We start from the raw sequence: 20,926 nt of genomic DNA on the forward strand, positions 1-20,926 counted from the left end.
GCTCATTTCGTTTTAGTCAGTCAAGCCGTAAAGGCGCGTGCGAAACGCCACCTTGTCTTTCAAATATGTGGTTTTCAGAACGTCCACAACATGCGATCGCCAGGCGTCGCTGTAGCCGTCATAGTCCTTGTAGAAGCCGGGCTTGTTGAAGACGTAGCGCGAGACGAAGTCCTGCGGCACGAAATCCGAGATCAGCTGGTTGGTTAGCCAGGCGTCGGGGTGGTCGGGCTTGCCGCGCACGACCAGGAAGCGCTGGCGCGGCGCGACATCCTCGATCTTGAGATGGCCGAGCTGGGCGATTTCGCGCTTGGCGGCGTTGAGGAAGGGAAAATTGCCGTCGCTGGTGATGAGATCAGCATGGCCGTGGATCCAGGTCTGCAGCCAGACCTTGTCGACATCAGTCAAATTGCGGTTCGGTTCGGTGTCACGGATCAGGGAGCGCACAACCGTCTCGGCGCGATGCTCGAGATAGCCCGAGCTTTCGACCCATGACGCCCGCGGCAGTTCGATGCGGCCGGTGCTGGCCAGAAATTTGAACACCTTGTCGGCATCGTTGATTGAGAGGTAGCTGACCTGCCAGGGCCGCGAGCGGCGGAAGCCGGGTGCGGCTGGGTCGCCGATGACCGTCGTCATATCAGGATCGACGAAGACGTAGAGGCCGCCGAAATGGCTGGTCCAATAGGCGTTGTGGCGGAAGATCACCTGGTCGGGCACCAGCGCGTTTTCTCTGATATCGCCACAGACCTTGGCGAGATCGACCATGCGGGTCAGCATGGCGTTGTCGCGCCAGGCGTCCGGCTCCTGCTTCAGCCGGTCGACAAGCTTGCCGAGCTCGGCGGCCTTGCCCAGCACGTCCTCGGCCGACAGCACCTTGAACTCGACCTGGCTGATCGACAGCAGATCCTCGATGTCGTTGACCACGGGGACGGAATCTTCGATCTCGCCGTAGATGACGTCCTTGATGGTCAGCGCGTCGATGGCGCGCTGGTTCTTGGACATGAATTCGAACATCAGCTGCGAGGTGTTGGAGAAGGCGGTGTGCACCACCGGCAGGTCGATCTGCGACGGCGTCAGAATGATGAAGCGACGGTTGACCTCATTGGGATCGAGATAGTCATAATCGCCGCATTCCTCGGCCACCTCGGGCGAAAAGCCGGTGCGGTCGATCTGGAAACTCTTTAGTTTGGTCGGCTTCAACCCGAAGGCAACAAGCGCCTTGTTGTAGCGCTGGACGAGATGCGCCTCATCGACGGCGAGCAGGCGGCCGTAGATCAGCTCGTTGTCACGGAGAAGGTCGGGTTTCTTGGCGGGTTTCATGTCGATAAGTCCGACAGGCATTGCCTGCTGAGGCGAGGCACCAACGCTGACGACCCCCTCTCCCCGTTCTTCACGGGGAGAGGGTAAGGGTGAGGGGCGGCGCTAACCGTCAAGGACATGTCTCCCCATAACCTTCGGCGGCAACAAATCGAACATCATACGTCTCGATACGGCGATCGAGCCGCTGTTCAAGGGCCGCCAATATAGTCTCGAGTACTGCATCCCGATCCTTCAAGACGTCGACGTTCCAAAAGCGAAGTACGGACCAACCATTTGAAATCATGAAACGATCACGAACTTGATCATATTTGTTGTTAGTGTGTTGACTGCCATCCACCTCGACAACCAACGGGCATTCCCTGCAGGCGAAATCGGCAAAGTAAGTGCCTATTGGAAATTGACGCACAAATTTGTGGCCGTTGAGCCTGCGGTCGCGCAATTCCATCCAAAGTGCTGTCTCCGCGTCGTTGTCCGACTGCCGAAGGCGTCTTGCCCGTTTCGTTGTTGAGATTTCTGGTCCACGCATGCGCTGCCCCTCACCCTTACCCTCTCCCCGTGAAGAACGGGGAGAGGGGGGCGTCAGCGCTGGTGACAAGCCTTTCAACACCTGCGGGCTCCGAAGGAACTTCACGCATTCCACAGCCCCTTCTTCTTCATCTCCTCCATCTCACGACCCGCCCGTTCGCGCAGCCGCGCATCGCGGAGCAGCTTCTCGACCGCCGCATCGTCCGACTTGTCGGAATAGCGGAATTCGGAATCGGCGTAGCGGTTGATCTCCTGCATGACCATGTCCATCGAGAACGGCCCGCGCAGTTCCTCGATCATGGCTTTCTTCTCGTCGTAGCCCTTGTGCATGAAGGCTTCCGGTTTCTCGAACCAGTCGTCGGGAAGCTCAATGTCCATGGCGCGCATCTTGATGGCGTCGGTGACGTTCTTGATGGCGCGGCCGGTGAAGCGCGGCTCGGCGTCCTTGATCAGGTGCAGGTACGTGCCGATGTCGGCCATCGATTTCGGCGCGCCGTTTTCCTTCATGTAGCGCTCATAGACCTTCATCAGCCCGTCTTCCCTAGGCTTCTCATGCTCCTCATAGGCCTCGGTCACAGCACGCTGGATTTCCTGCGCGGCATAGAGCTTGTGGTCGCCGAGCGGGATCTTGTGGTTCTTGCCGGCAAGCAAAACGAAGATGTCGATATAGTCGTCGCGGCTCTGCGGGCCGTCGACCAGCCAGCGGGCGCCGGCGCGCTGGCGCAGGGCGTCGTCGACATTTTCGGGATAGTTGGAGAACATGCCGAAGCAGCAATTGCCGCGCACCACGGTGCCGGCGCCGGCAAAGGCATCCATCAGGACGCCGGTGATTTCCTGCTGGCCGGCCGAGGCGCGGTCGTCGGAGCGGCGTGCCGCCACCTGGTCGATGTCGTCGATGGTGCCGAAGCCGATGACGCGCGGGTTCAAGACATTGTTTATGAACTGGCGACAGTTCTGGCCTGACTTGCCCTGGTAGGACGAAATCTGGTCGACGCCGAAATTCTCATAGGCGAAGGGATAGCCGGCGACCTGGCAGTAGCCGTTGACCAGGCCCGCGATCATCTGGATCAGCGTCGTCTTGCCGGTGCCCGGCGCGCCGTCGCCGATGAAGGTGAAGAGGAAACCGCCGAGTTCGACGAAAGGATTCAGCTCGCGCTCGAAATCATAGGCCATCAGCATCTTGGCGAGCTTGACCGACTGGTATTTGGCAATGTGGTTGCCGACGACCTCTTCCGGCTTTTTGAAGGTCATCACCAGCGGCTTGGAGCGCTTGCCCGGCGCGACGTCGAAGCCGTCCAGGGTGAAATCGTCAGTGTCGATGCGGATATGAGCGTTCTCGAATGGGCCGATACCATCGAAGCGGCCTTTGCGGGCCAAGAGCCCATCGATCGCGACGCGCGCGAAAGCACGTGCTCGCGTCGTCAGATCGCCGTCGTCCTTGGAGCCTGCAATCGCCTTGTCCAGCCCGGCGACGATCGACTTCACCGCGTCCTGCGGTGTGTCGAACAGGAAGTCGGGTTCGGGGATGTCGTTGGGCGCCTCGCCGTCGCTGTCGATCAGCTGGAACAGGTAAGAGGCGAGGCTGAAGGCCGAAACGTAAGCCGAGGCTGACAGAAGCTTCTTGAAGGTCGCCGCCTCATCGCCCTCCAGCGGTGCGCGGGTGTTCTTGGCCTGCAGGCTTTCGAGGTCTGAGCCCTCAGCGAAGACGTCGGAGATGGCGAGCGCAATCGCCAGGCCACGCCGAGCGCGGAACAGCAGCGTATGCTGTGCGATGCTCATCAGTTGGTCGTCGGGATGGATGGCGGCGACGGTCTTGGTCAGCTCGACCTCGCGGGTGCGGCGCACCGAGCCGACCGAGACGGTCGAGACGAAGCGGCGATTGGTGCCGGCAAGGGCGGTGCCGGATTCGCGCGAAGGGTCTTCCAGCACGACGACGCGGGTGATGAAGCTCTGCGCGGTGGCGCGGTGCTTTTCGATCGCGGCTTCCGGGATGGTGGTCAGGCCGGTGTCCATGAAGGATGCTCCGTGGTGTGACGGTCAGACGTCTGAGATGACCTGTCCGTTGGACAGGATGTGGACCTTGTAGCCGGAAAAGATCTTCTGCGCCTCCCCGGCGGCGTAGAGTGCCTGATAGGCTTCGTGCGGGATCAGCGCGTGGTTCTCGTAGCTCGACACGCCCTGGCGCGCGGCTTCGAGATCGTCGGTATTGATGAAGAATTCCTGGGTCGTCTTCTCGCTGGAAAACAGGCCCTTGCGGCCGGGTTTCTCGCCTTTGGAATAGACCTCCTGGATGGTCCAGGTGAGCAGCCAGGCATTTTCGGGCTTGCGCACCTTGGCCAGTACCTCGGTCACCGTCGAATTGTTGTCGGTAATCCCTGAGGAATAGAAGGGGCCAAGCACGACGCGGCGCAATTGCTTGGGGTGCAGCGGCTCGAAATCCTTGTCGAGATTGACCGCAATCGTCGCCGGCGACAGCGTGTAGGCGGAATTCTTTTCGGTAAAATCGTCGAAGCGGTGGGCGAGTTCGGGGTTGAGCAGGCCATCGACGGGCAGCGGGATGTCGACGCGCTCGTTGAGCTTGCCGTTGCTGTCGACAAGCTGGCGGATCATGGCTTCGGAGGAATCCTCCACCGTCACCATGTAGATCAGCGGCAGGTTGGCGCTGCCGTCGAAGCTTGCCCAGTGCACGAGGTAATAGGGCCGGAAGGTTTTTGGATTGACCGAGACCTTGGCCGTCTGCGCCAGCGAGAACGGGCCGAAGGTCTGCTCGCTCTTGACGTCTTCGAGATAGAGCCGCTCGGCCATCGACTTCTGCAGCGCCTCGGGGAACTCCTTGTGGCGCAGAATGAAGTCGGCCATTTCCTCGCGCAATTCGCCGGCGAGCGGGATGTTGGCCAGCCGCGCGTCGGCCTGGCGGCGGTCGTTTTCCAGTTCGAGCAGGTTCTGGAAGACGGGATAGCCGCTGTCGGCTCGCGAAATGCGGAACGTGTCCATGAAGCCGAGCCGGTTGCGCCAGCAGGAGAACGACTTGTCCAGCCGGGCAATGTATTCGGCGACGATCTTGGCGACGATGCCGTGCCGGTAAAGCGGCGAGCGGTCGTCGCGCATGAACACTTCAAGGCCGCTGAGTGCGGCGGTGATGGCGGAAAAATAGCGCGCCGCCGCTTCGTTTTCGGGAGTCATGCCGGGTGTGCTCGCGTGCAGCCGCTCCTTACGATTGCACGTAGTTCGCCGAATTGTGCTTCTTCATCACGTCGTCGAAACGGCGGGCGAAGGCATCGTCGGCGAGCTTTTTGCGGCGCTGGATGTCGGCCGAGGCGACCATGTTCTTCTCGTGCATTTCGAGGAGATCGCCGATGTGCTTTTGCGAGGCGGCGCCAATGCCGGCCATGGTCTCTTCGGCGGTGTTGTCGACCTGGCTGCCCAGCGTGTTGATCTTGTGGGCGACGTCCTGCTGAGCGGCGGTCTTCAAAGAATCTTCCAGCGCCTTGTAGAGCACGATGCGCTGCTCTGTATCGATGGTCAGCTTGTTGATCAGCGTCGACTGCGCCGCGATCTGGTTGTTGAGTGAATCGACGAAGGTCTGGAACATCGAGGTGTAACGCTCAAGCGTCTGGCTTTCGGCCAGCAATTCCTGCTCCTTAGCCTGCTTTTCATTGTATTCGGTGGCCAGTTTCGAGCGTTCGCCCTCAAGCTGCGTGCGTTCCTTTTGGCTGGTCGAGGCCGCGATCTTGTTCTCGATGTCGAGCAGCAAGGGGTTGACCTCCTCGATGCGTTTTTGCACCGCTTCGAGGTTGGCCATGGTGGCCTTGCGGCGCTCGATCACCTGCGACAGGCTGTTTTCGGAGGTCTTGTAGCGCTGGTCGAGGACCTCTTTCTGCGCCTTCAGGATGCCGACGATCGTGTCGGATTTGACCAGAAGCTCTTGCAGATTGCCGGCCAACGACATGTTGCGGACGCGGTCGGTGCGCATGCGCTGCTTGCGTTGCGCCGAGAAGACGCCGACGAAGCTTTCCCAGCCGGTGTAGTTCTTCATGCTCTCGAATTCGGTGCCGAAGACGTTGGTGGCGTCTTCCAAGCCGATGATCAGGTCGGCGATGTTGCCTTCCATCACCTTCTGCTGCTTCAGCACATCCTCGATGCGGGCATTCTCGATGTCGAAATTGGCGTCGCCGATCTTCTTGTCAGCAGTGGCCAAGGTATCAAGCACGGTGCCGGACTGCTCGATCTTGGAGCGCATGTCCTGTACAACCTGCCTGGTCTTGGCAATTTCGGCATCGAAATTCTGCAATGTCGCCATAGGGGCCTCCCGCTTCGGCTTCCGGTCGCTGGCTGCGAACAGCGGCGAATATATGTGGGGCATCCGGGGATTGAAAGACGCAAGACAAGACCCGCCCCGAAAACAAAAAAATCCGTCATCGTCTTGAAAGTCAATGAAGGCGGGGTCATGGCGTGAATAACCGGCCGGCCGGGCATTGTTCAACTGTCATTGAACTTTGACGCCGGCAAAGCAGTCGATCTCCGCTGGCGTCGATGTCCTGAAATTCGACTGACAACTCAACCGGTTGCAGGCGCGAGGCAGCTGGAGAAAGCCTCTCCGTCACGCAGCGCATCCAGTCGTTCAGGGCTTCGGATCGGCCTTCAGATAGGCGATGACGTTGGCAATGTCCTCGTCGCTGGTCAGGCCGGAGAAGGCCATCTTATTGCCGGGTACTTTCAGCTTGGGGGCGCTGAGATAGGCCTTGAGGTTGGCCTCGTCCCAGACGAGGCCGGCGGCACCGGCATCCTTCATGGCTTGCGAATAGTTGAAATTCTCGGCTGTGCCTGCGGTGCGGCCGACGACACCGAGGAGATGCGGCCCGATCTTGTCGCGGTCGGTTGCTGCCTCGTGGCAGGCCATGCAGCGATAGAACACCTTCTTGCCGAGTGTGGCGTCGCCGTCGGCCTGTGCGGCCGCGATACCGGCTAAGTAAATGACAAGTGCTGACGAAATGGCTCTAAGCATGGCGGTCCCCGGCTGGCTCTGGCTGCGGGCAAAGTAGGCTGCAGGGCCTTAACAAACGCCATAGGGCGTTGGGGATTGCCCTCTCATTCATTGGGGCGGGGCGAGATCGCCGCAACTGCCTTCTGGATCGCTTTTTCAATTGCTGCCGATGAGTGGTTGTCGCGCACGAAGGTGCGGCCGCTCTCCGCCATCTCGGCCGCCGCTTGCGGGCGTTTCGCGAGATCGATGATTTTCGACGCCAGTTCGCCGGCATCGTTGCTCGACAGGAAATGCCTGCCCGCCTGCAGGCCGAGCCCTTCGACGGCTTTTTCGGTCGCGGCGACGACCAGGCCGGCCGCCATCGCCTCCAGCACCTTGATGCGGGTTCCGCCGCCGAAGCGCAGCGGGATCGGCGCATAGCCGGCGGCGCCGAGCAGGTCTGGTAGATAGGGCGGGTTTTCGATGAGCCTCAGCCCGCTTTTCGCGCAAGTCTGGCGCAAGACATTGCCCGGGTTCCTGCCGGCGACGGTGATCGACCATGGCTGGCCGGAAGCGGCGAGGCGCGGCACCATTCTGCGGCCGATCTGCTTGACGGCGTCGATGTTGGGGAAATAGCCGAGATGGCCGATGAAGCACAGGCTGAGTTCACGGTACCGCTCGGCACCAATCGGCAGGGAAAGCACACTCTCGTCTGGAATGGGGTTGGCGACGAGCCTGACGTCGCCGACGGGGCCGAGAGCGGACAGCAGCGCCCCGTCGGACCGCGAACAGACCCAGATCTGATCGGCCATGACAGCCGCACGCCTGTCGGCGTCGCGCGCCTCTGCCTTCTTGCGCCTGTTTTGGCGCCAGCCTCGAATTTGCTGCCACAGCGTCAGGCCCGCGATCCGGTCGACCGCCGTCCGGGAATCGATGTTGTGCTGGTCAAGGACGGTGCGTGCGCGATGCTTCGGCGCCAGCGTCAGCAGTTGCGACAGTGGGATCTCCTCGATCACCACGAGATCGGGCGAGAATTCTCTCCAGATTGCGTCGGCTTCAGCCAGTTCGTCGTCCGGCATCATGTGCACGGTCGGATGAGGGCTGCGCCTGCTCCAGGGACCTCTGCCGCGCGCCGTCTCGATGATCCGGTGACGGATATTCGGCGGTGGAGAAGGCGCTGGGGCGCCAGTCAGGCTTACCGTCAGAACCTCGCCCATCGATGCCAAGGCGCGCGCGTTGGCGGCATTCCTGATCTCGGCGCCTGACACCGGCGGAAACGGGCAATCGACTGTGAACTGGAGAATCTTCATGTTGTCCTGGTCGTTCAGCCTCTGGTGAAGCCGATGAAGTCGTCGGGCGCTGCGCGGCCCATTTCCTCTTCCCAGTGGCGCCGGCAGAGCGAGACATAGACGTCCTTGCCGATCGCCACCTGTTCGCCCTGTCGTGCCACCTTGCCATCGGGGCCGAGGCGCACGACCATCGTCGCCTTGCGGCCACAGCGGCAGATGGTGCGCACTTCGCGCAGATCGTCGGCGATGGCCAGAAGCGCGCGCGAACCCGAAAACAGATTGCCCTGGAAATCGGTGCGCAGGCCGTAGCACATGACCGGGATGTTCAGCCGGTCAGCGATACGGGCAAGCTGCCAGACCTGCTCTTCCTCGAGAAACTGCGCCTCGTCGACGAAGATGCAATGCACGGTCGTATGTTCATGATGCTCGGCAACGCGAGCGTAGAGATCGTCGCCATCGCGGAACATCTCGGCCTCGGTCTCCAGGCCGATGCGCGACGAGATCAGCCCGGTGTCGCCCTTGCGATAGTGGCCTGCGACGAACAGCATCGTCGTCATGCCGCGTTCGCGATAATTGTAGGACGCCTGCAGCAGCATCGTCGTCTTGCCGGCGTTCATCGTCGCATAGTGGAAGTAAAGCTTGGCCATGCCGCCCTTTTAAGCCGAGTTCGCGCAGCGCGGGGAGGGGGGCACCTCAGCATTTCACGGGAAAAGCCGTCTGCCATCGAAAAAGCGGCAGGCGTGTCGCTGTTTGGCCAGCCCGCGCCGTTGATCGTGATTGCCTTAGCGCTTGAAACCACACCAGAATGGTGTTTGGCTGACGAAACAAGGCGGGCAAAGAAACCGTAACTCCGCTTCGCCAAAGAATCACAATGGGAGACTATCAATGTCGCGTATGAACACCTTCGTCGCCGGCCTCGGTCTGGCGACTTTCCTATGCACGAGCGCAGCCTTTGCCGGCGATCCGGAGAGCTGCAAGGCGGTGCGCCTTTCCGATGTCGGCTGGACCGACATCCAGGCGACGACCGGCGTCGCTTCGGTGCTGCTCACCGCGCTCGGCTACGAGCCGCAGACGATCCAGCTGTCGGTACCGGTGACCATGGCGTCGCTGAAGAACAAGGATCTCGACGTCTTCCTCGGCAACTGGATGCCGTCGATGACCAACGACATCAAGGACTATACCGCCGACGGTTCGGTCGAGACGATCAGCACCAACCTGACCGGCGCCGGCTACGGCATCGTCGTGCCGACCTATGTCGCGGACGCCGGCGTCAAGTCGCTGACCGACATCGGCAAGTTCAAGGACAAGTTCAACGGCAAGATCTATGGCATCGAGGCGGGCAATGACGGCAACCGCATCATCCTCGATATGATCAAGAACCCGAAGGACAATCTCGAAGGCTTCGAACTGGTCGAATCCTCGGAAGCCGGCATGCTGACGCAAGCCGAACAGTCGATGAAGAACAATGAGTGGATCGCCTTCCTCGGCTGGACGCCGCATCCGGTGATGGGCGCCATGAAGATCACCTATCTCGATGGCATGGGCGACAGCGGCTTTGGCGCCGCCACCGTCTACACCAATGTGCGCAAGGGCTACACCACCGAATGCCCGAATGCCGGCAAGTTCATCGCCAACCTGAAGTTCAACCTGGACATGGAAGGCGAGATGATGGACGCGATCCTGAAAGGCGGCGACGCCAATACAGTCGCAGCCGACTGGCTGAAGAAGCACCCTGACGCGGTCGCGCCGTGGATTGCCGGCGTCACCACCTTCGATGGCGGCGATGCGGCGGCGGCAGTCAAGACCGCGCTCGGAAGCTGAGCCGACTGAATTCGGCACAGCCGAACCAGGAAGGGCAGCCATTTTAGAAAAGGCTGCCCTTTTTCATATCCTGTGAGAAGATGACCTAACGACAGCAGAGGCCGGCGGCAGGCGGTCTCGCGCATGAGAGGGGCGATATGGATCCGATTTCGAAATTCATGGTCGATCACAAGATACCGATCGGCGCCTGGGGAAAGGCGTTCTTCGGTTTCCTCACCGACAATTTCGACACTGTGTTCAGGGCTTTTTCGAACGGCCTCAATTTTCTGCTCGACGGACTGGTCGACATCCTGCTGGTGGTGCCGCCGGTGCTGCTGGCGCTGGTCGTTGCCATCATTGCCTGGCTGCTGCAGCGCTCACGGCCGCTGGCCATCGCCGTCTTTCTCGGCCTGATCTTCATCATCAACCAGAACCTCTGGAAGCAGACGGTGCAGACGCTGGTGCTGGTCGTGGCCGCCGCCGCCATGGCGATGGCGATCGGCGTGCCACTCGGCATCTGGGCCGCGCACAAGCCTAAGGTCTACCGCATCATGCTGCCGGTGCTCGACCTGATGCAGACGCTGCCGACCTTCGTTTACCTGATCCCGGTCTTGACCCTGTTCGGTCTTGGCAATGCGCCCGGCCTCATCGTTACCATCATCTTCGTCATCCCAACCGCAGTGCGGCTCACCCATCTCGGCGTCGTCTCGGTGCCGAAGTCGATCATCGAGGCGGGTGAGGCGTTTGGCGCCACCAAGCAGCAGCTGCTGTGGAAGGTCGAACTGCCGTCGGCGCTGCCGACTATCATGGCCGGCCTGACGCAGTCGATCATGCTGTCGCTGTCGATGGTGGTGTTCGCAGCGCTGATCGGCGCCGGCGGCCTTGGTACTGAAATAAACCGCGCGCTCGGCTCGCGCCGCATCGACCTTGGCCTTGAAGCCGGTCTGGCGATTGTCGTGCTCGCCATCGTGCTCGACCGGATGACGCGTATCGGCGTTGGAGGCAAGAAATGACCGTCGCCGTTGACTTCAAAAATGTCGATATCGTCTTCGGGTCCGATCAGGCCGGTTCGCTGGCGCTGATCGACGGCGGCGCCACGCGCGCCGAAATCCTCGAAAAAACCGGCAATGTGCTGGGCTGCGCCGGCGCCAGCCTGACCGTGCATGAGGGCGAGATCTCGGTGCTGATGGGCCTGTCCGGCTCCGGCAAGTCGACTCTGCTGCGGGCCGTCAACCGGCTCAACGTGGTGTCGCGCGGCCAGGTGCTGGTCAAGGACGGCGACAGCATTGTCGATGTCGTGACCTGCGATCAGGCGACGCTGCGGCGGCTGCGCCAGAAGCAAGTGGCGATGGTGTTCCAGCAGTTCGGCCTGCTGCCATGGCGCACGGTGGAGGAGAATGTCGGCCTCGGCCTCGAACTCGCCGGCGTGCCGGAGCAGGAGCGCAAGGAGCGTGTGCATCGCCAGCTCAAGCTGGTCAATCTCGACCAGTGGTCGAAAAAATACGCGCATGAGCTGTCCGGCGGCATGCAGCAGCGCGTCGGCCTGGCGCGCGCCTTCGCCACCGAGGCGCCGATCCTGCTGATGGACGAGCCGTTCTCGGCGCTCGATCCGCTGATCCGCACCAAGCTGCAGGACGAATTGCTGCAGCTGCAGGCGGAGCTGAAGAAGACCATCATCTTTGTCAGCCACGATCTGGAAGAGGCGCTGAAGATAGGCAGCCACATCACCATCATGGAAGGCGGCCGCATCGTGCAGACCGGGGCGCCGGAAGACATCGTGCTGCGGCCCGCCAACGACTACGTCCGCGACTTCATCGCCAATGTGAACCCGTTGTCGGTGCTGACCGCCTGGAATGTCATGCGCGACCGTCGCGATCTCGAGCATGGCGATAACGGCTGGGTGTGGCTCGACCGGCGCAAGACGACGCGCTTCAAGATCGACGATCACGGGCTGGTGGCGGCGGCTGAACGCGACGGCAAGCCGGCAGTGTGGGTGTCGTGCGTCGATGTCGAGGCCCAGCCGGAGGAGACGGCGCAGGTGTTCTGGGCCACTCCGGGCACCTCGCTGAAGACCGTGATGCTGGCCATGCACCGCTCGCAGACAGCGCCCGTGGCGCTGTTCGACGACCAATCGCGCTTCGTCGGCGCCATCGGCATACGCGATGTGCTGAGCGCGGTGTTGCGCAGATAGGAGACGCGGTCCTTCGGGACCATCGAGGACAAGGCGCTTTTGCAGCGGATCTGGAATTGGTCGTCTAAACCGCGGGCGGCGCAAGCAGCGCTCGGGCTGATGCTTGTGATTGCGGCGCGGGCGATCCTGGAGTTCTTCAGGATCGGCGGGGCCGCCGGCACACCGCTGAGCGCAGAGCAGGTCTTCTACATAAAAGGTGGCCTTGCGGCGATTATTGCCGCATTGGCCGTTCTTGTCCTGCACGCATGGGGACGGCACGGCTGGGCGACGCTGTTGTGCGCTGCGGCAATCGTTGCCATGCTGGCATGGAAGATCGCCGTCATTTCCTGAGCGGGCAATCAGGAGGAAATCCCCGACAGCCGCGCCAGCTTCAATTCAGCCCGATGCGCTTGGCACCGAGCTTGAACAGGGCTGTGGCATCCGGGTCGAAGCGGAAAGTGTCGATGAAGTCGTCGGCGCGGTAGTCCGGAAGCGTCTTGCGGACGGCGGCGGCGAAGGTTTTGGCCTCGTCCAGCCGTCCGGCCAGCGCCAGGCAGTGGGCGGCGATCGACAGGATGATAATGTGGGCGTTGGGGCGTGCGGCCGCCTTCAGCGCCCATTCGGCTGCCTCGTCGAACTGGCCGAGGCGGACATGGGCCATGGCGCGCGCGCCCAGCATGCCGAACAGCATCGGGTCGAACGGCGACAGATGGCGCGAATGATCCGACGACCCGATCGCCGCTTGCGGGTCGCCCGACTGCGACTGCACGAAGGACAGCGCATAGTGACCGAGCGCGAAGTTGGGGCTGAGGTCGACGGCTCGTTCCAGCTCGAGTACGGATGCATTTCCTTCGCCGCGCAGCCACAGCGCCCGGCCCATGGCCCAGTGCGCGGCCGGATTGTGGTCGTCGACCAACAGGCTCTGGCCGGCCGTCTCAAAGGCAAGCGCGCAGTCCTGGTCGCGGTCGCCCCAGCGCTGAAAAGCGCTCTGCCAATGGGTGAAGGACAGGCCGGCATAGGCGCGGGCGAAGGTCGGATCCTGCCGTACGGCTATATCGAAGAAATGCCGGGCGAGGTCGTTTTCGCTGCGGGTGAAGCGATACATATGCCAGAGACCGCGATGGTAGGCCTCCCAGGCATTGAGCGAATTGGGCGCCTTCAACATGGCACGGTTGCGCTCGACCGTCTCGATCTCGGATGAGATCGACGCCACGATGCTGTTGCCGATATCGTCGAGCACCGAGAAGATGTCGTCGGGCTTGCTTTCGAACGTCTCGGCCCAGACGATCCTGGCCGTGCGCACCTCGACAAGCTCGATGGTGACGATCAGGCGGCCTGTCAGGCTGCGCACCGTACCCGTGGCGACATAGTCGACATTCAGCCTGAGGCCGGCATCTTCCGGCGCGATGTTTTTCTCGGCCAGCGCGAAGACCGAGCCACGGGCGATGACGAAGAAATCCCTGAGTTTGGCCAGGCGGGTGATGATGTCGTGGGTAAAGCCATCGGCCAGCCCGCCACGAATGCCACTCCCGGCGTCTTCGGCGAACGGCATCACGGCAAGCGAAGCCTTGTGGGTGGTCGAGGCTTCGGAACCGGCAAGCACGATCGGGCTCTCGTTCGGCGTGGGTGGGGCTGCCGCCTGTGCCGGCAAAGTCGCGCAGCGACGTTCCGCGCGAATGGCAAGCCACGCCTGGCGCACGGGAGCGAAATCCAGCTCTTCCGATTGGAAGAGCGCTGCTGCAGCGGCAAGATGGTCCTCGCATGCGCCGAACTGGCCGCGCCGCGCCAGCCTCGCCAGAAGCGCGATGTGGGCGCAGCTGTCGAACGGGGTCAGTTCCAGCCATTTTTCGAGATGGGCGGAGACGTCGTCGGACTCGGCCGGAAGCGTCTTGACCAGATTTTCCAGGATGGCGGCGTGGCATGAGCCGAAACGGCGGCGCTGCGCGGTCAGCCAGCTGTTGAAGAGCGGAATGCGGTCTATCTCCAGCCCTTCGAGGAAGTCGCCGACGATCAGGCGGGCGAGTGCCTGCAGCCGCTCGTGGTCGAGCGTTTCTATGCCAGCAGCAGCCGCCGACGCGACACTCAGCACGTCGACCGAGATGCCGTCGAGGTCAAGCGCGATCGTATCATCGGCGGTTTGGACCCTGCGGCGGTCCGGTTCGTCGAGAGCGGCCCGCAATTTGCTGAGACACCAGCGAAGCTCGCCCCTGGGGTCATTTGGGACATCCCACAGCAATTCGCAGAGCTTGCCACGTCCGACGGGGTGGGGCGCCAGCGCAAGATAGGCGAGCAGTGCGCGTAGCTTGCGCGATGCAGGCAACTTCACCGGGACGCCGTCGCGCGCAATCGCCAGCGGCCCAAACAGGCGCACGACAAGACCTTTATGGCTGCTCGCCAGGCTCGATTCCACGCCAGATACCACGCCTGCTCCCACGCTGACCCGCCGGCTCCTGCTTTATCACCGAACGCGACAAAGTGCACTCGGCTCGCAAAATTGCGCGCCGGATGTGGGGTTTACCACATTGCGGCACGTCAAGGACGTGTAGTGCGGCAAGGTGTCGAAACCTCGTCGCCCAAACAGCCGGTTTGTAACCGGCCCGTGAGCAAAACAGGAGTTCATCCATGTTGCATAAGCAGAAAATCAGAACCACGACCGGCCGCGGCCGCCTGTTCGACAGCATTCTCGACACGGTCGGCGATACGCCGGTAATCCGCGTCAACAATCTCGGCCCGGCGCACGCGACCATCTATGTCAAGGCCGAGTTCTTCAACCCGGCTGCGTCGGTGAAAGACCGGCTGGCGCTCAACATCATCGAGGAAGGCGAGCGTAGCGGCGCGCTCAAGCCCGGACAGACCATCGTCGAGGCGACCAGCGGCAACACCGGCATCGGCCTTGCCATGGTCTGCGCGCAGAAGGGCTATCCGCTGGTGGTGACGATGGCCGACAGTTTTTCGGTCGAGCGCCGCAAGCTGATGCGCATGCTGGGCGCCAAGGTGGTGCTGACGCCACGCGCCGAAAAAGGCTTCGGCATGTACAAGAAGGCGGTGGAACTGGCCGAAGCCAATAGCTGGTTCCTGGCCCGCCAGTTCGAAACCAAGGCCAACGCTGACATTCACGAAGCAACGACGGGGCGCGAGATCGTCAACGATTTCGCCGGCTCGCGGCTCGACTATTTCGTCACCGGCTATGGCACCGGCGGCACTGTTGCCGGCGTGGCGCGTGTGCTGCGCCGCGAGCGGCCCGAGACCAGGATCGTGCTCACTGAACCCGCCAACGCGCAGCTTGTCGGCAGCGGCAAGCCGCAGGTGCGCGGCGCAGGCGGTGCGCCGGCCGCCAGTCATCCGGCCTTCGAGCCGCACCCAATCCAGGGCTGGACGCCGGACTTCATCCCTGATGTCCTGCAGGAAGCGATCGATTGCAGCTTCTATGACGAGGTGATGCCGATCGCCGGGCCGGAGGGCATGAAATGGGCCAAGGCGCTGGCGCAGCAAGAGGGCATCTTCACCGGCATTTCCGGCGGTTCGGCTTTCGCCGTGGCGCGCCAGATCGCCGGCACGGCACCTGCCGGTTCTGTGATCCTGTGCATGCTTCCCGATACCGGCGAACGCTATATGTCGACGCCGCTATTCGATGGCATCGAGGCCGAGATGAATGCGGAAGAGCTTGCTCTCTCGCACTCGACGCCCGGTTGCCAGTTCCTGGCATGATGGCGCGGGAGCAATTTGCATGGACGCGATGTCTGGACACTCGGCTACCAGCACCGAGGAAACGCTTGACCCCTCGGACTGGGCCGATGTGCAGGTCCTGTCGCATCGGATCGTTGACGATGCCGTCGCCTACCTGCGCGATGTCAGGCAACGGCCGGTGTGGCAGGAGATGCCTGGAGATGTGAGGGACTTCTTCACTGCGTCCCTGCCGCAATCGCCAACGCCGCTTGCCGACATCTATGGCGATGTCGTGGACAAGGTGATGCCCTATCCGATGGGCAACATCCATCCACGCTTCTGGTCCTGGTATATGGGGTCGTGCAACTTCACCGGCGCGCTCGGCGATTTCCTGGCGGCCATCCAGGGCTCCAATCTCGGCGGCGGCAACCATGCCGCGGCCCTGATGGACGGCCAGGTCGTCGACTGGTGCAAGCAGATGATGGGCATGCCGGCTTCGGCCAGCGGCACGCTGGTCAGCGGTGGCTCGATGGCCAACATCATCGGGCTGACCGTGGCGCGCAACACCAAGGCCGGCATCGACGTGCGCGAGCACGGCGTTGCCGCCATCGAGAAGCCGTTGCGCTTCTATGGTTCGGACCAGATTCACTCCTGCCACCGCAAGGGCATGGAGGCGCTCGGCCTCGGCAACAGGGCGCTGCGCCGCATCGCCAGCGACGCCAGCCTGCGCATCGACATCCAGGCTTTGCGGGCGGCGATTGCTGAAGATCGCGCGGCCGGGTTCAAGCCGGCCTGCATCATCGGCAATGCCGGCACGGTCAACACCGGCGCCATCGACGATCTGCAGGCGCTGGCCAAGCTGGCGCATGAGGAAGACATGTGGTTCCACCTCGACGGCTGTATCGGCGCCCTGATTGCGATTGCGCCTGAGAATGCCCATCGCGTCGCCGGTATCGAATGGGCCGATTCCATCGCGCTCGATCCGCACAAATGGCTGCATGCACCGTTCGAGGCGGGCTGCGCGCTGGTCAGGGATGCCTCGGCGCATCGCAAGACCTTCGCGGTGACGCCGGAATATCTGGAATCGACGCCGCGCGGCCTCGCTTCCGGGCAATGGCTGCACGATTATGGCCTGCAGACGTCACGCGGCTTCAAGGCGCTCAAAGTGTGGATGGCGCTGCGGGAACATGGCGTCGAAAAATTCGGCCGCCTGATCGACCAGAACATTGCGCAAGGGCATTATCTCGCGAGCCTGATCGAGGCCGAACCGGCGCTCGAACTGGCAGCGCCGACCAGCATCAACATCGTCTGCTTCCGGTACCGCGCGGAAGGGCTCGATGGCGAACGCTCGAAAGCGCTCAACACCGAGATCATGCTGCGGCTGCAGGAAGAGGGCATCGCCGCCATTTCCGACACGACGGTGCAAGGCCGGCATTGCCTCAGGGTGGCGATCAACAACCACCGGACCCGGCGCGAAGACCTCGACCTTCTGGTGGCCGAGACGGTCCGCCTGGGCAACGAGATCGCGGCACTCTGAGTTGGTGAGGCAGGCGCCGCGGTATTGCCGGCAGCTGTGTGGTGGCGATTGAGATCGCCGCGACCTCACCCTTCCGTAGCCGGAAAGGTTACGCCGGGGAGGTAGAATGTGATCGGGCGGATTTCGTAGACTGCCGAAGGGTTCACGCGCCTCAGGTCACGCGCCGCCGCGATGGCTTCATCCTGCGTGGCACAGTCAAGCACATACAGACCCAGCAATTGCTCCTTGGTCTCGGCGAATGGACCGTCGACGACGGTGCCTTCTCCGGGACCGCGCAGCGTGACGGCGTCAGCGGTCGCGCCCAGCCTTGCCGCCGGCCCAAGCTTGCCCTCACGGGTCAGCCTGGCATTGACCTCGAGCAGGTCGTGCATCAGCGCCGCGTCCTGCTGCGGCGTCAGGGACTGGATGGTCTGTTCGACGTGATAGGCCAGGATGGCGTAAAACATGCGGCGATCTCCTCCTGTTCGAGCGGCCGCACTATTGCAAGGTTGGGTTGGCCGATCCAGCCCCGGTGCCCATCGAGACGGTAGTCTGCTGCCTTATGCCGCCAGCGGCAGGCTGAGTTCCGTCAGCAGGCCGCCGCCGGGATAGTTGGACAGATGGACCTCGCCGCCGGCGGCACGCGCAATGTTGCGGGCAATGGTCAGGCCGAGGCCAAGGCCGCCGGTCTGGCGGTTGCGCGACTGTTCCAGCCGCACGAACGAGCCAAACACCTGGTCGAGTTGCGCCTGCGGTATGCCCGGTCCCTCGTCGCGGATGACCAGCGTGATCGTGCCGTCCGACTGGCGCAGGCTGAGATGGGCCTTCTTGCCGTAGGTCACGGCATTCTGGACCAGATTGTTGACGCAGCGCTTGAGCGCCACCGGCCGCGCCATGCAGATCATGCCGCGCGGCCTGGCGCCATCATGGTCGAAGGAGACGTCCTCGAAGCCGTCGGCGATCGATTCCACCAGCGACCAGAAATCGATCCGCTCGCTCTTCTCCTCGGTGACTTCGAAGGTGGCGAAGTCGATAACGGAGCTGGCGATGCTCTCGATGTCGGCGAGGTCGTGGGCCAGCGCCTCGCGCGCCGTCGATTTGCGCAACAGTTCGAGGCGCAGCCGCATACGGGTCAACGGCGTGCGCAGATCGTGGGCGAGTGCGGCCGCCAAATGTTCGCGGTCCTCGACATAGTCGCGCAGCCGGACCTGCATGGCGTTGACGGCTTTGGCCGCGGCGCGGATTTCGCGGCTGCCGGTCTCGGCGATTGGCGGGCTCTTCAGATCCGTGCCGATCCGGTTGACCGCCGTTTCCATCATCCGGTAGGGCGCCGTCAGCCGGCGCAGCGACCAGATCGACATGATCACCACCAGAGCCGCGATCAGCGAATAGAGCGGCAGGCTGTCGAAGCTCAATATCGGCCCGACCGGGGTGTTGGGCTCGGTGAAATTCAGCCACTGGCCGTCTGCGAAGCGGACCGATGCCGTAAGCTTGTCGCTCTGGGCAAAGCTCGCCGCCAGCGACAGCAGGTCGCGCTCCACCGCGCCGACATCCTTGGTGAGCACCACGCCGCCAGGTGTGTTGGCTGCCTGCGATGCCGGATCGCGTCGCACGCGGGCGTCCGTGATGCCGAATTTCGACAGCCGCCCGACCAGGATGTCCTCGAGCTCGGCCAGTTCGTCGTCGCCGGCGATCGATGAGGGGACGGCGGGCGTGTCCGAAACGGTGAGCGCATAGGTAGCGTTGAACAAGCCGGATGCCGTCAGCTTGCGCTGCTCGGGCGTGTCGTCGTGCATCAGCTGCACCAGCGAATAGGCGCGGTCGTTGAGCCGGTAGAGATCGACCTCGTCATTGGCGACGGCACGATCGCGCGAGACGATATAGAGGGTGGCGACCTGGCTGATCAGCAGCCCGGCAATGACGATGAGCAAAACCCAGACCGGCAGGGTTTGCGGCAACAGGCGTCTCATTCGGAGGTGGTCTCGGGCAGGAACTGGTAGCCGCCGCTGCGCACGGTCAGAATCAGTTTCGGCGTCTTGGGATCGTCTTCCATCTTGCGCCTGAGACGGCTGACCAGGATGTCGATGCTGCGGTCGAAGGAATAGTCGCTGTCGCCGCCGGAAAGCTCGATGAGCTGGTCTCGGGTGAGCACGCGCTGTGCGCTCTTGACGAAGGTCTGCAGCAGGTTGAACTCCGCCATGGTCAGCTCGACCCTGACGTCGCCCGGCGCCATCAGCCGACGGCGCGAACAGTCCATCGTCCAGCCGGCGAAATAGTAGATCTGCTTGGTGCTGGCGCGCTTGGGCTCGGCCGCACCATTGCGCCTCAGCACAGCGCGGATGCGGGCCAGGAGCTCGCGCGGATCGAAGGGCTTCGGCACATAGTCGTCGGCGCCCATTTCGAGGCCGACGACACGGTCGGTGGTCTCGGTGACCGCCGTCAGCATGATGATCGGCGTCGAGTAGCTGGCGCGCAGGTCGCGGCAGAGCTCCAGCCCGCTTTTCCCGGGCAGCATCACATCGAGAACGATCAGGTCGACTTGCGTGCGACGCAGTATGTCCTCCATCTCGATGCCGTCGGCGACAACGGTGGTGCGCAGGCCTCGCTTCTGAAAGAATTCCTGAAGCAGGTCGCGAATGCCCTTGTCGTCGTCGACGATCAGAATGTGCGCATCGGATTTCACGGCGATCCTGTCATTGTTGGCGGGCCAGTCTGTGGCCGCCGCTTGAGTCTGCTTTGGCGACGTCACCCACACGATAGAATTCTGGCCACATGTTGGCCAGCGGCGATGATCGCCCGGCAGCGGCTGTTGCCAGAAACAATCCAGAAACAAAATTCTATAGTTCGGAAAAACTCACGAAAAAAATCAAAGGCATAAAGGGTTCCGTGGCGGTCAGGACATCGGCTGCGACGCTAGTCTCCGGAGTAACGGACATTACCAATGCACAGGTTCACGATCAGCTTGATGGGTGCGCTGTTCAGCATTTCGCTCGTCACGGCCGCGGTCGCAGCCTCCAGCGCAAAGGTGACGCCGATCACAAGGAGCGAGCGCTGCATCGATCTCAATCGCCAGGTAGACGAAGCCCTCGAAACCCATGCCGCGGCAACGCAGGTCACCGCGGCGAAAGCACTGCAAAGAAAGGGAAACCGGTTCTGCGCCAACAAGAAACAGGCACAGGGTATCCGGATGCTCGCGAACGCTTTGAAGTTGCTTGGAGTGACACCGATCGACCCGGTTCAGTGACATTCAAACCGACCCGCACCAAAAAGGAAATGAAGCCATGAAGAAGTCCATCCTCTCCGCCACCGGTCTCGCCGTCGCTCTCGCTTTCGCGATGCCGGCTCTGGGCAATGCCGCTGCCACCACGACCGCTGCTCCGGCTGCTTCGACGACCGCTCCGGCGACCACGACCGCCAAGCCCCCGGTGAAGAAGGTCGTCGCCAAGAAGCCCGTCAAGAAGCACAAGAAGGCCAAGAAGGTCGTCAAGAAGGACGCTCCGAAGGCCTGATCCAGACCAACCCAGTAGGGTTGTCTGTAACAAGGCCGCTCCAGCACCCCCCCGGGCTGGAGCGGCCTTGTCGTATCCGACGAGCATGATTATCCGGTTGTGTGCGTCAAGTTCTGCAAAAAGGGGCGGCCATGTCGCTGGTCATGCGGCTTGGCGCAGAGCGAGCTTCTT

The 20,926-nt window shown here is 62.5% G+C and carries 20 protein-coding genes; 8 read left to right on the top strand and 12 right to left on the bottom strand.

From position 1 onward, the window contains the following. Nucleotides 1-12: 12 nt before the first annotated feature. The 8 genes from FJV77_RS27305 to FJV77_RS27340 form a co-directional block, all read right to left on the bottom strand. Nucleotides 13-1,317 (bottom strand): DUF6638 family protein, encoded by a 1,305-nt coding sequence (locus FJV77_RS27305; RefSeq protein ID WP_142869620.1) that lies wholly within the window; start codon nucleotides 1,315-1,317, stop codon nucleotides 13-15. A gap of 109 nt (nucleotides 1,318-1,426) precedes the next feature. Then, nucleotides 1,427-1,843: an endonuclease domain-containing protein gene (locus FJV77_RS27310; RefSeq protein ID WP_142869621.1), complete on the bottom strand. Its 417-nt coding sequence runs from the start codon at nucleotides 1,841-1,843 to the stop codon at nucleotides 1,427-1,429. A 101-nt stretch (nucleotides 1,844-1,944) separates the two neighbouring features. Then, a complete protein-coding gene (locus tag FJV77_RS27315; RefSeq protein ID WP_142869622.1) occupies nucleotides 1,945-3,855 on the bottom strand; it encodes an ATP-binding protein in 1,911 nt (636 codons plus the stop codon). Nucleotides 3,856-3,879: 24 nt separating this feature from the next. Continuing rightward, entirely contained in the window at nucleotides 3,880-5,025 is a 1,146-nt protein-coding gene (locus FJV77_RS27320; RefSeq protein WP_142869623.1) for a hypothetical protein, read from the bottom strand. Nucleotides 5,026-5,053: 28 nt separating this feature from the next. Further along, complete coding sequence (locus tag FJV77_RS27325) at nucleotides 5,054-6,142, bottom strand: hypothetical protein (protein WP_142869624.1); 1,089 nt, start codon at nucleotides 6,140-6,142, stop codon at nucleotides 5,054-5,056. A 321-nt stretch (nucleotides 6,143-6,463) separates the two neighbouring features. Next, the gene (locus FJV77_RS27330) at nucleotides 6,464-6,847 is read right to left on the bottom strand and encodes a cytochrome c family protein (protein ID WP_142869625.1); all 384 of its coding nucleotides are present in this window, start codon (nucleotides 6,845-6,847) and stop codon (nucleotides 6,464-6,466) included. A gap of 83 nt (nucleotides 6,848-6,930) precedes the next feature. After that, nucleotides 6,931-8,115, bottom strand: coding sequence for a glycosyltransferase (locus tag FJV77_RS27335; RefSeq protein WP_142869626.1), 1,185 nt, complete (start codon nucleotides 8,113-8,115; stop codon nucleotides 6,931-6,933). A gap of 14 nt (nucleotides 8,116-8,129) precedes the next feature. Further along, nucleotides 8,130-8,741 carry a thymidine kinase gene (locus FJV77_RS27340; protein WP_112561118.1) on the bottom strand — a complete coding sequence of 204 codons (612 nt, stop codon included), beginning with the start codon at nucleotides 8,739-8,741 and terminating at the stop codon, nucleotides 8,130-8,132. A 238-nt stretch (nucleotides 8,742-8,979) separates the two neighbouring features. On the opposite strand from FJV77_RS27340, the gene FJV77_RS27345 reads away from it, so the two are divergent. The 4 genes from FJV77_RS27345 (at nucleotide 8,980) to FJV77_RS27360 (ending at nucleotide 12,415) form a co-directional block, all read left to right on the top strand. Further along, the gene (locus FJV77_RS27345; protein ID WP_142869627.1) at nucleotides 8,980-9,915 is read left to right on the top strand and encodes a choline ABC transporter substrate-binding protein; all 936 of its coding nucleotides are present in this window, start codon (nucleotides 8,980-8,982) and stop codon (nucleotides 9,913-9,915) included. Between the two features lie 137 nt (nucleotides 9,916-10,052). Next, the gene (gene choW, locus FJV77_RS27350; RefSeq protein WP_142869628.1) at nucleotides 10,053-10,907 is read left to right on the top strand and encodes a choline ABC transporter permease subunit; all 855 of its coding nucleotides are present in this window, start codon (nucleotides 10,053-10,055) and stop codon (nucleotides 10,905-10,907) included. Continuing rightward, the gene (gene choV, locus FJV77_RS27355; protein WP_142869629.1) at nucleotides 10,904-12,085 is read left to right on the top strand and encodes a choline ABC transporter ATP-binding protein; all 1,182 of its coding nucleotides are present in this window, start codon (nucleotides 10,904-10,906) and stop codon (nucleotides 12,083-12,085) included. The genes choW and choV overlap by 4 nt, the downstream gene beginning before the upstream one ends. A 99-nt stretch (nucleotides 12,086-12,184) precedes the next feature. Next, complete coding sequence (locus FJV77_RS27360) at nucleotides 12,185-12,415, top strand: hypothetical protein (RefSeq protein ID WP_142869630.1); 231 nt, start codon at nucleotides 12,185-12,187, stop codon at nucleotides 12,413-12,415. A 40-nt stretch (nucleotides 12,416-12,455) separates the two neighbouring features. Here FJV77_RS27360 and FJV77_RS27365 read toward each other — a convergent pair whose 3' ends face one another. Continuing rightward, entirely contained in the window at nucleotides 12,456-14,486 is a 2,031-nt protein-coding gene (locus FJV77_RS27365) for a transcriptional regulator (RefSeq protein WP_246691398.1), read from the bottom strand. Nucleotides 14,487-14,686: 200 nt separating this feature from the next. Here FJV77_RS27365 and FJV77_RS27370 point away from each other — a divergent pair, with 200 nt between their 5' ends. Both FJV77_RS27370 and FJV77_RS27375 read left to right on the top strand, forming a co-directional pair. Further along, the gene (locus tag FJV77_RS27370) at nucleotides 14,687-15,772 is read left to right on the top strand and encodes a pyridoxal-phosphate dependent enzyme (RefSeq protein ID WP_142869631.1); all 1,086 of its coding nucleotides are present in this window, start codon (nucleotides 14,687-14,689) and stop codon (nucleotides 15,770-15,772) included. A 19-nt stretch (nucleotides 15,773-15,791) separates the two neighbouring features. Beyond that, nucleotides 15,792-17,267, top strand: coding sequence for an aspartate aminotransferase family protein (locus FJV77_RS27375; RefSeq protein WP_142869632.1), 1,476 nt, complete (start codon nucleotides 15,792-15,794; stop codon nucleotides 17,265-17,267). A 65-nt stretch (nucleotides 17,268-17,332) separates the two neighbouring features. On the opposite strand, the gene FJV77_RS27380 is transcribed toward FJV77_RS27375, so the two are convergent. From FJV77_RS27380 to FJV77_RS27390, 3 genes are all read right to left on the bottom strand, one after another. Next, on the bottom strand, nucleotides 17,333-17,713 hold the full coding sequence (locus tag FJV77_RS27380) for a YciI family protein (RefSeq protein WP_142869633.1): 381 nt from the start codon (nucleotides 17,711-17,713) through the stop codon (nucleotides 17,333-17,335). A 93-nt stretch (nucleotides 17,714-17,806) separates the two neighbouring features. Further along, a complete protein-coding gene (locus FJV77_RS27385; RefSeq protein WP_142869634.1) occupies nucleotides 17,807-19,216 on the bottom strand; it encodes an ATP-binding protein in 1,410 nt (469 codons plus the stop codon). Then, the gene (locus FJV77_RS27390) at nucleotides 19,213-19,929 is read right to left on the bottom strand and encodes a response regulator transcription factor (protein WP_142869635.1); all 717 of its coding nucleotides are present in this window, start codon (nucleotides 19,927-19,929) and stop codon (nucleotides 19,213-19,215) included. Before FJV77_RS27390 ends, FJV77_RS27385 begins: the two co-directional genes overlap by 4 nt. Before the next feature lie 258 nt (nucleotides 19,930-20,187). Here FJV77_RS27390 and FJV77_RS27395 point away from each other — a divergent pair, with 258 nt between their 5' ends. Next, on the top strand, nucleotides 20,188-20,490 hold the full coding sequence (locus tag FJV77_RS27395) for a hypothetical protein (RefSeq protein ID WP_112561109.1): 303 nt from the start codon (nucleotides 20,188-20,190) through the stop codon (nucleotides 20,488-20,490). Nucleotides 20,491-20,527: 37 nt separating this feature from the next. After that, nucleotides 20,528-20,755 carry a hypothetical protein gene (locus FJV77_RS27400; protein WP_112561108.1) on the top strand — a complete coding sequence of 76 codons (228 nt, stop codon included), beginning with the start codon at nucleotides 20,528-20,530 and terminating at the stop codon, nucleotides 20,753-20,755. Nucleotides 20,756-20,926: the final 171 nt, after the last annotated feature.

It is taken from the genome of Mesorhizobium sp. WSM4306 (genome assembly GCF_007003975.1).
Taxonomy (GTDB): domain Bacteria; phylum Pseudomonadota; class Alphaproteobacteria; order Rhizobiales; family Rhizobiaceae; genus Mesorhizobium.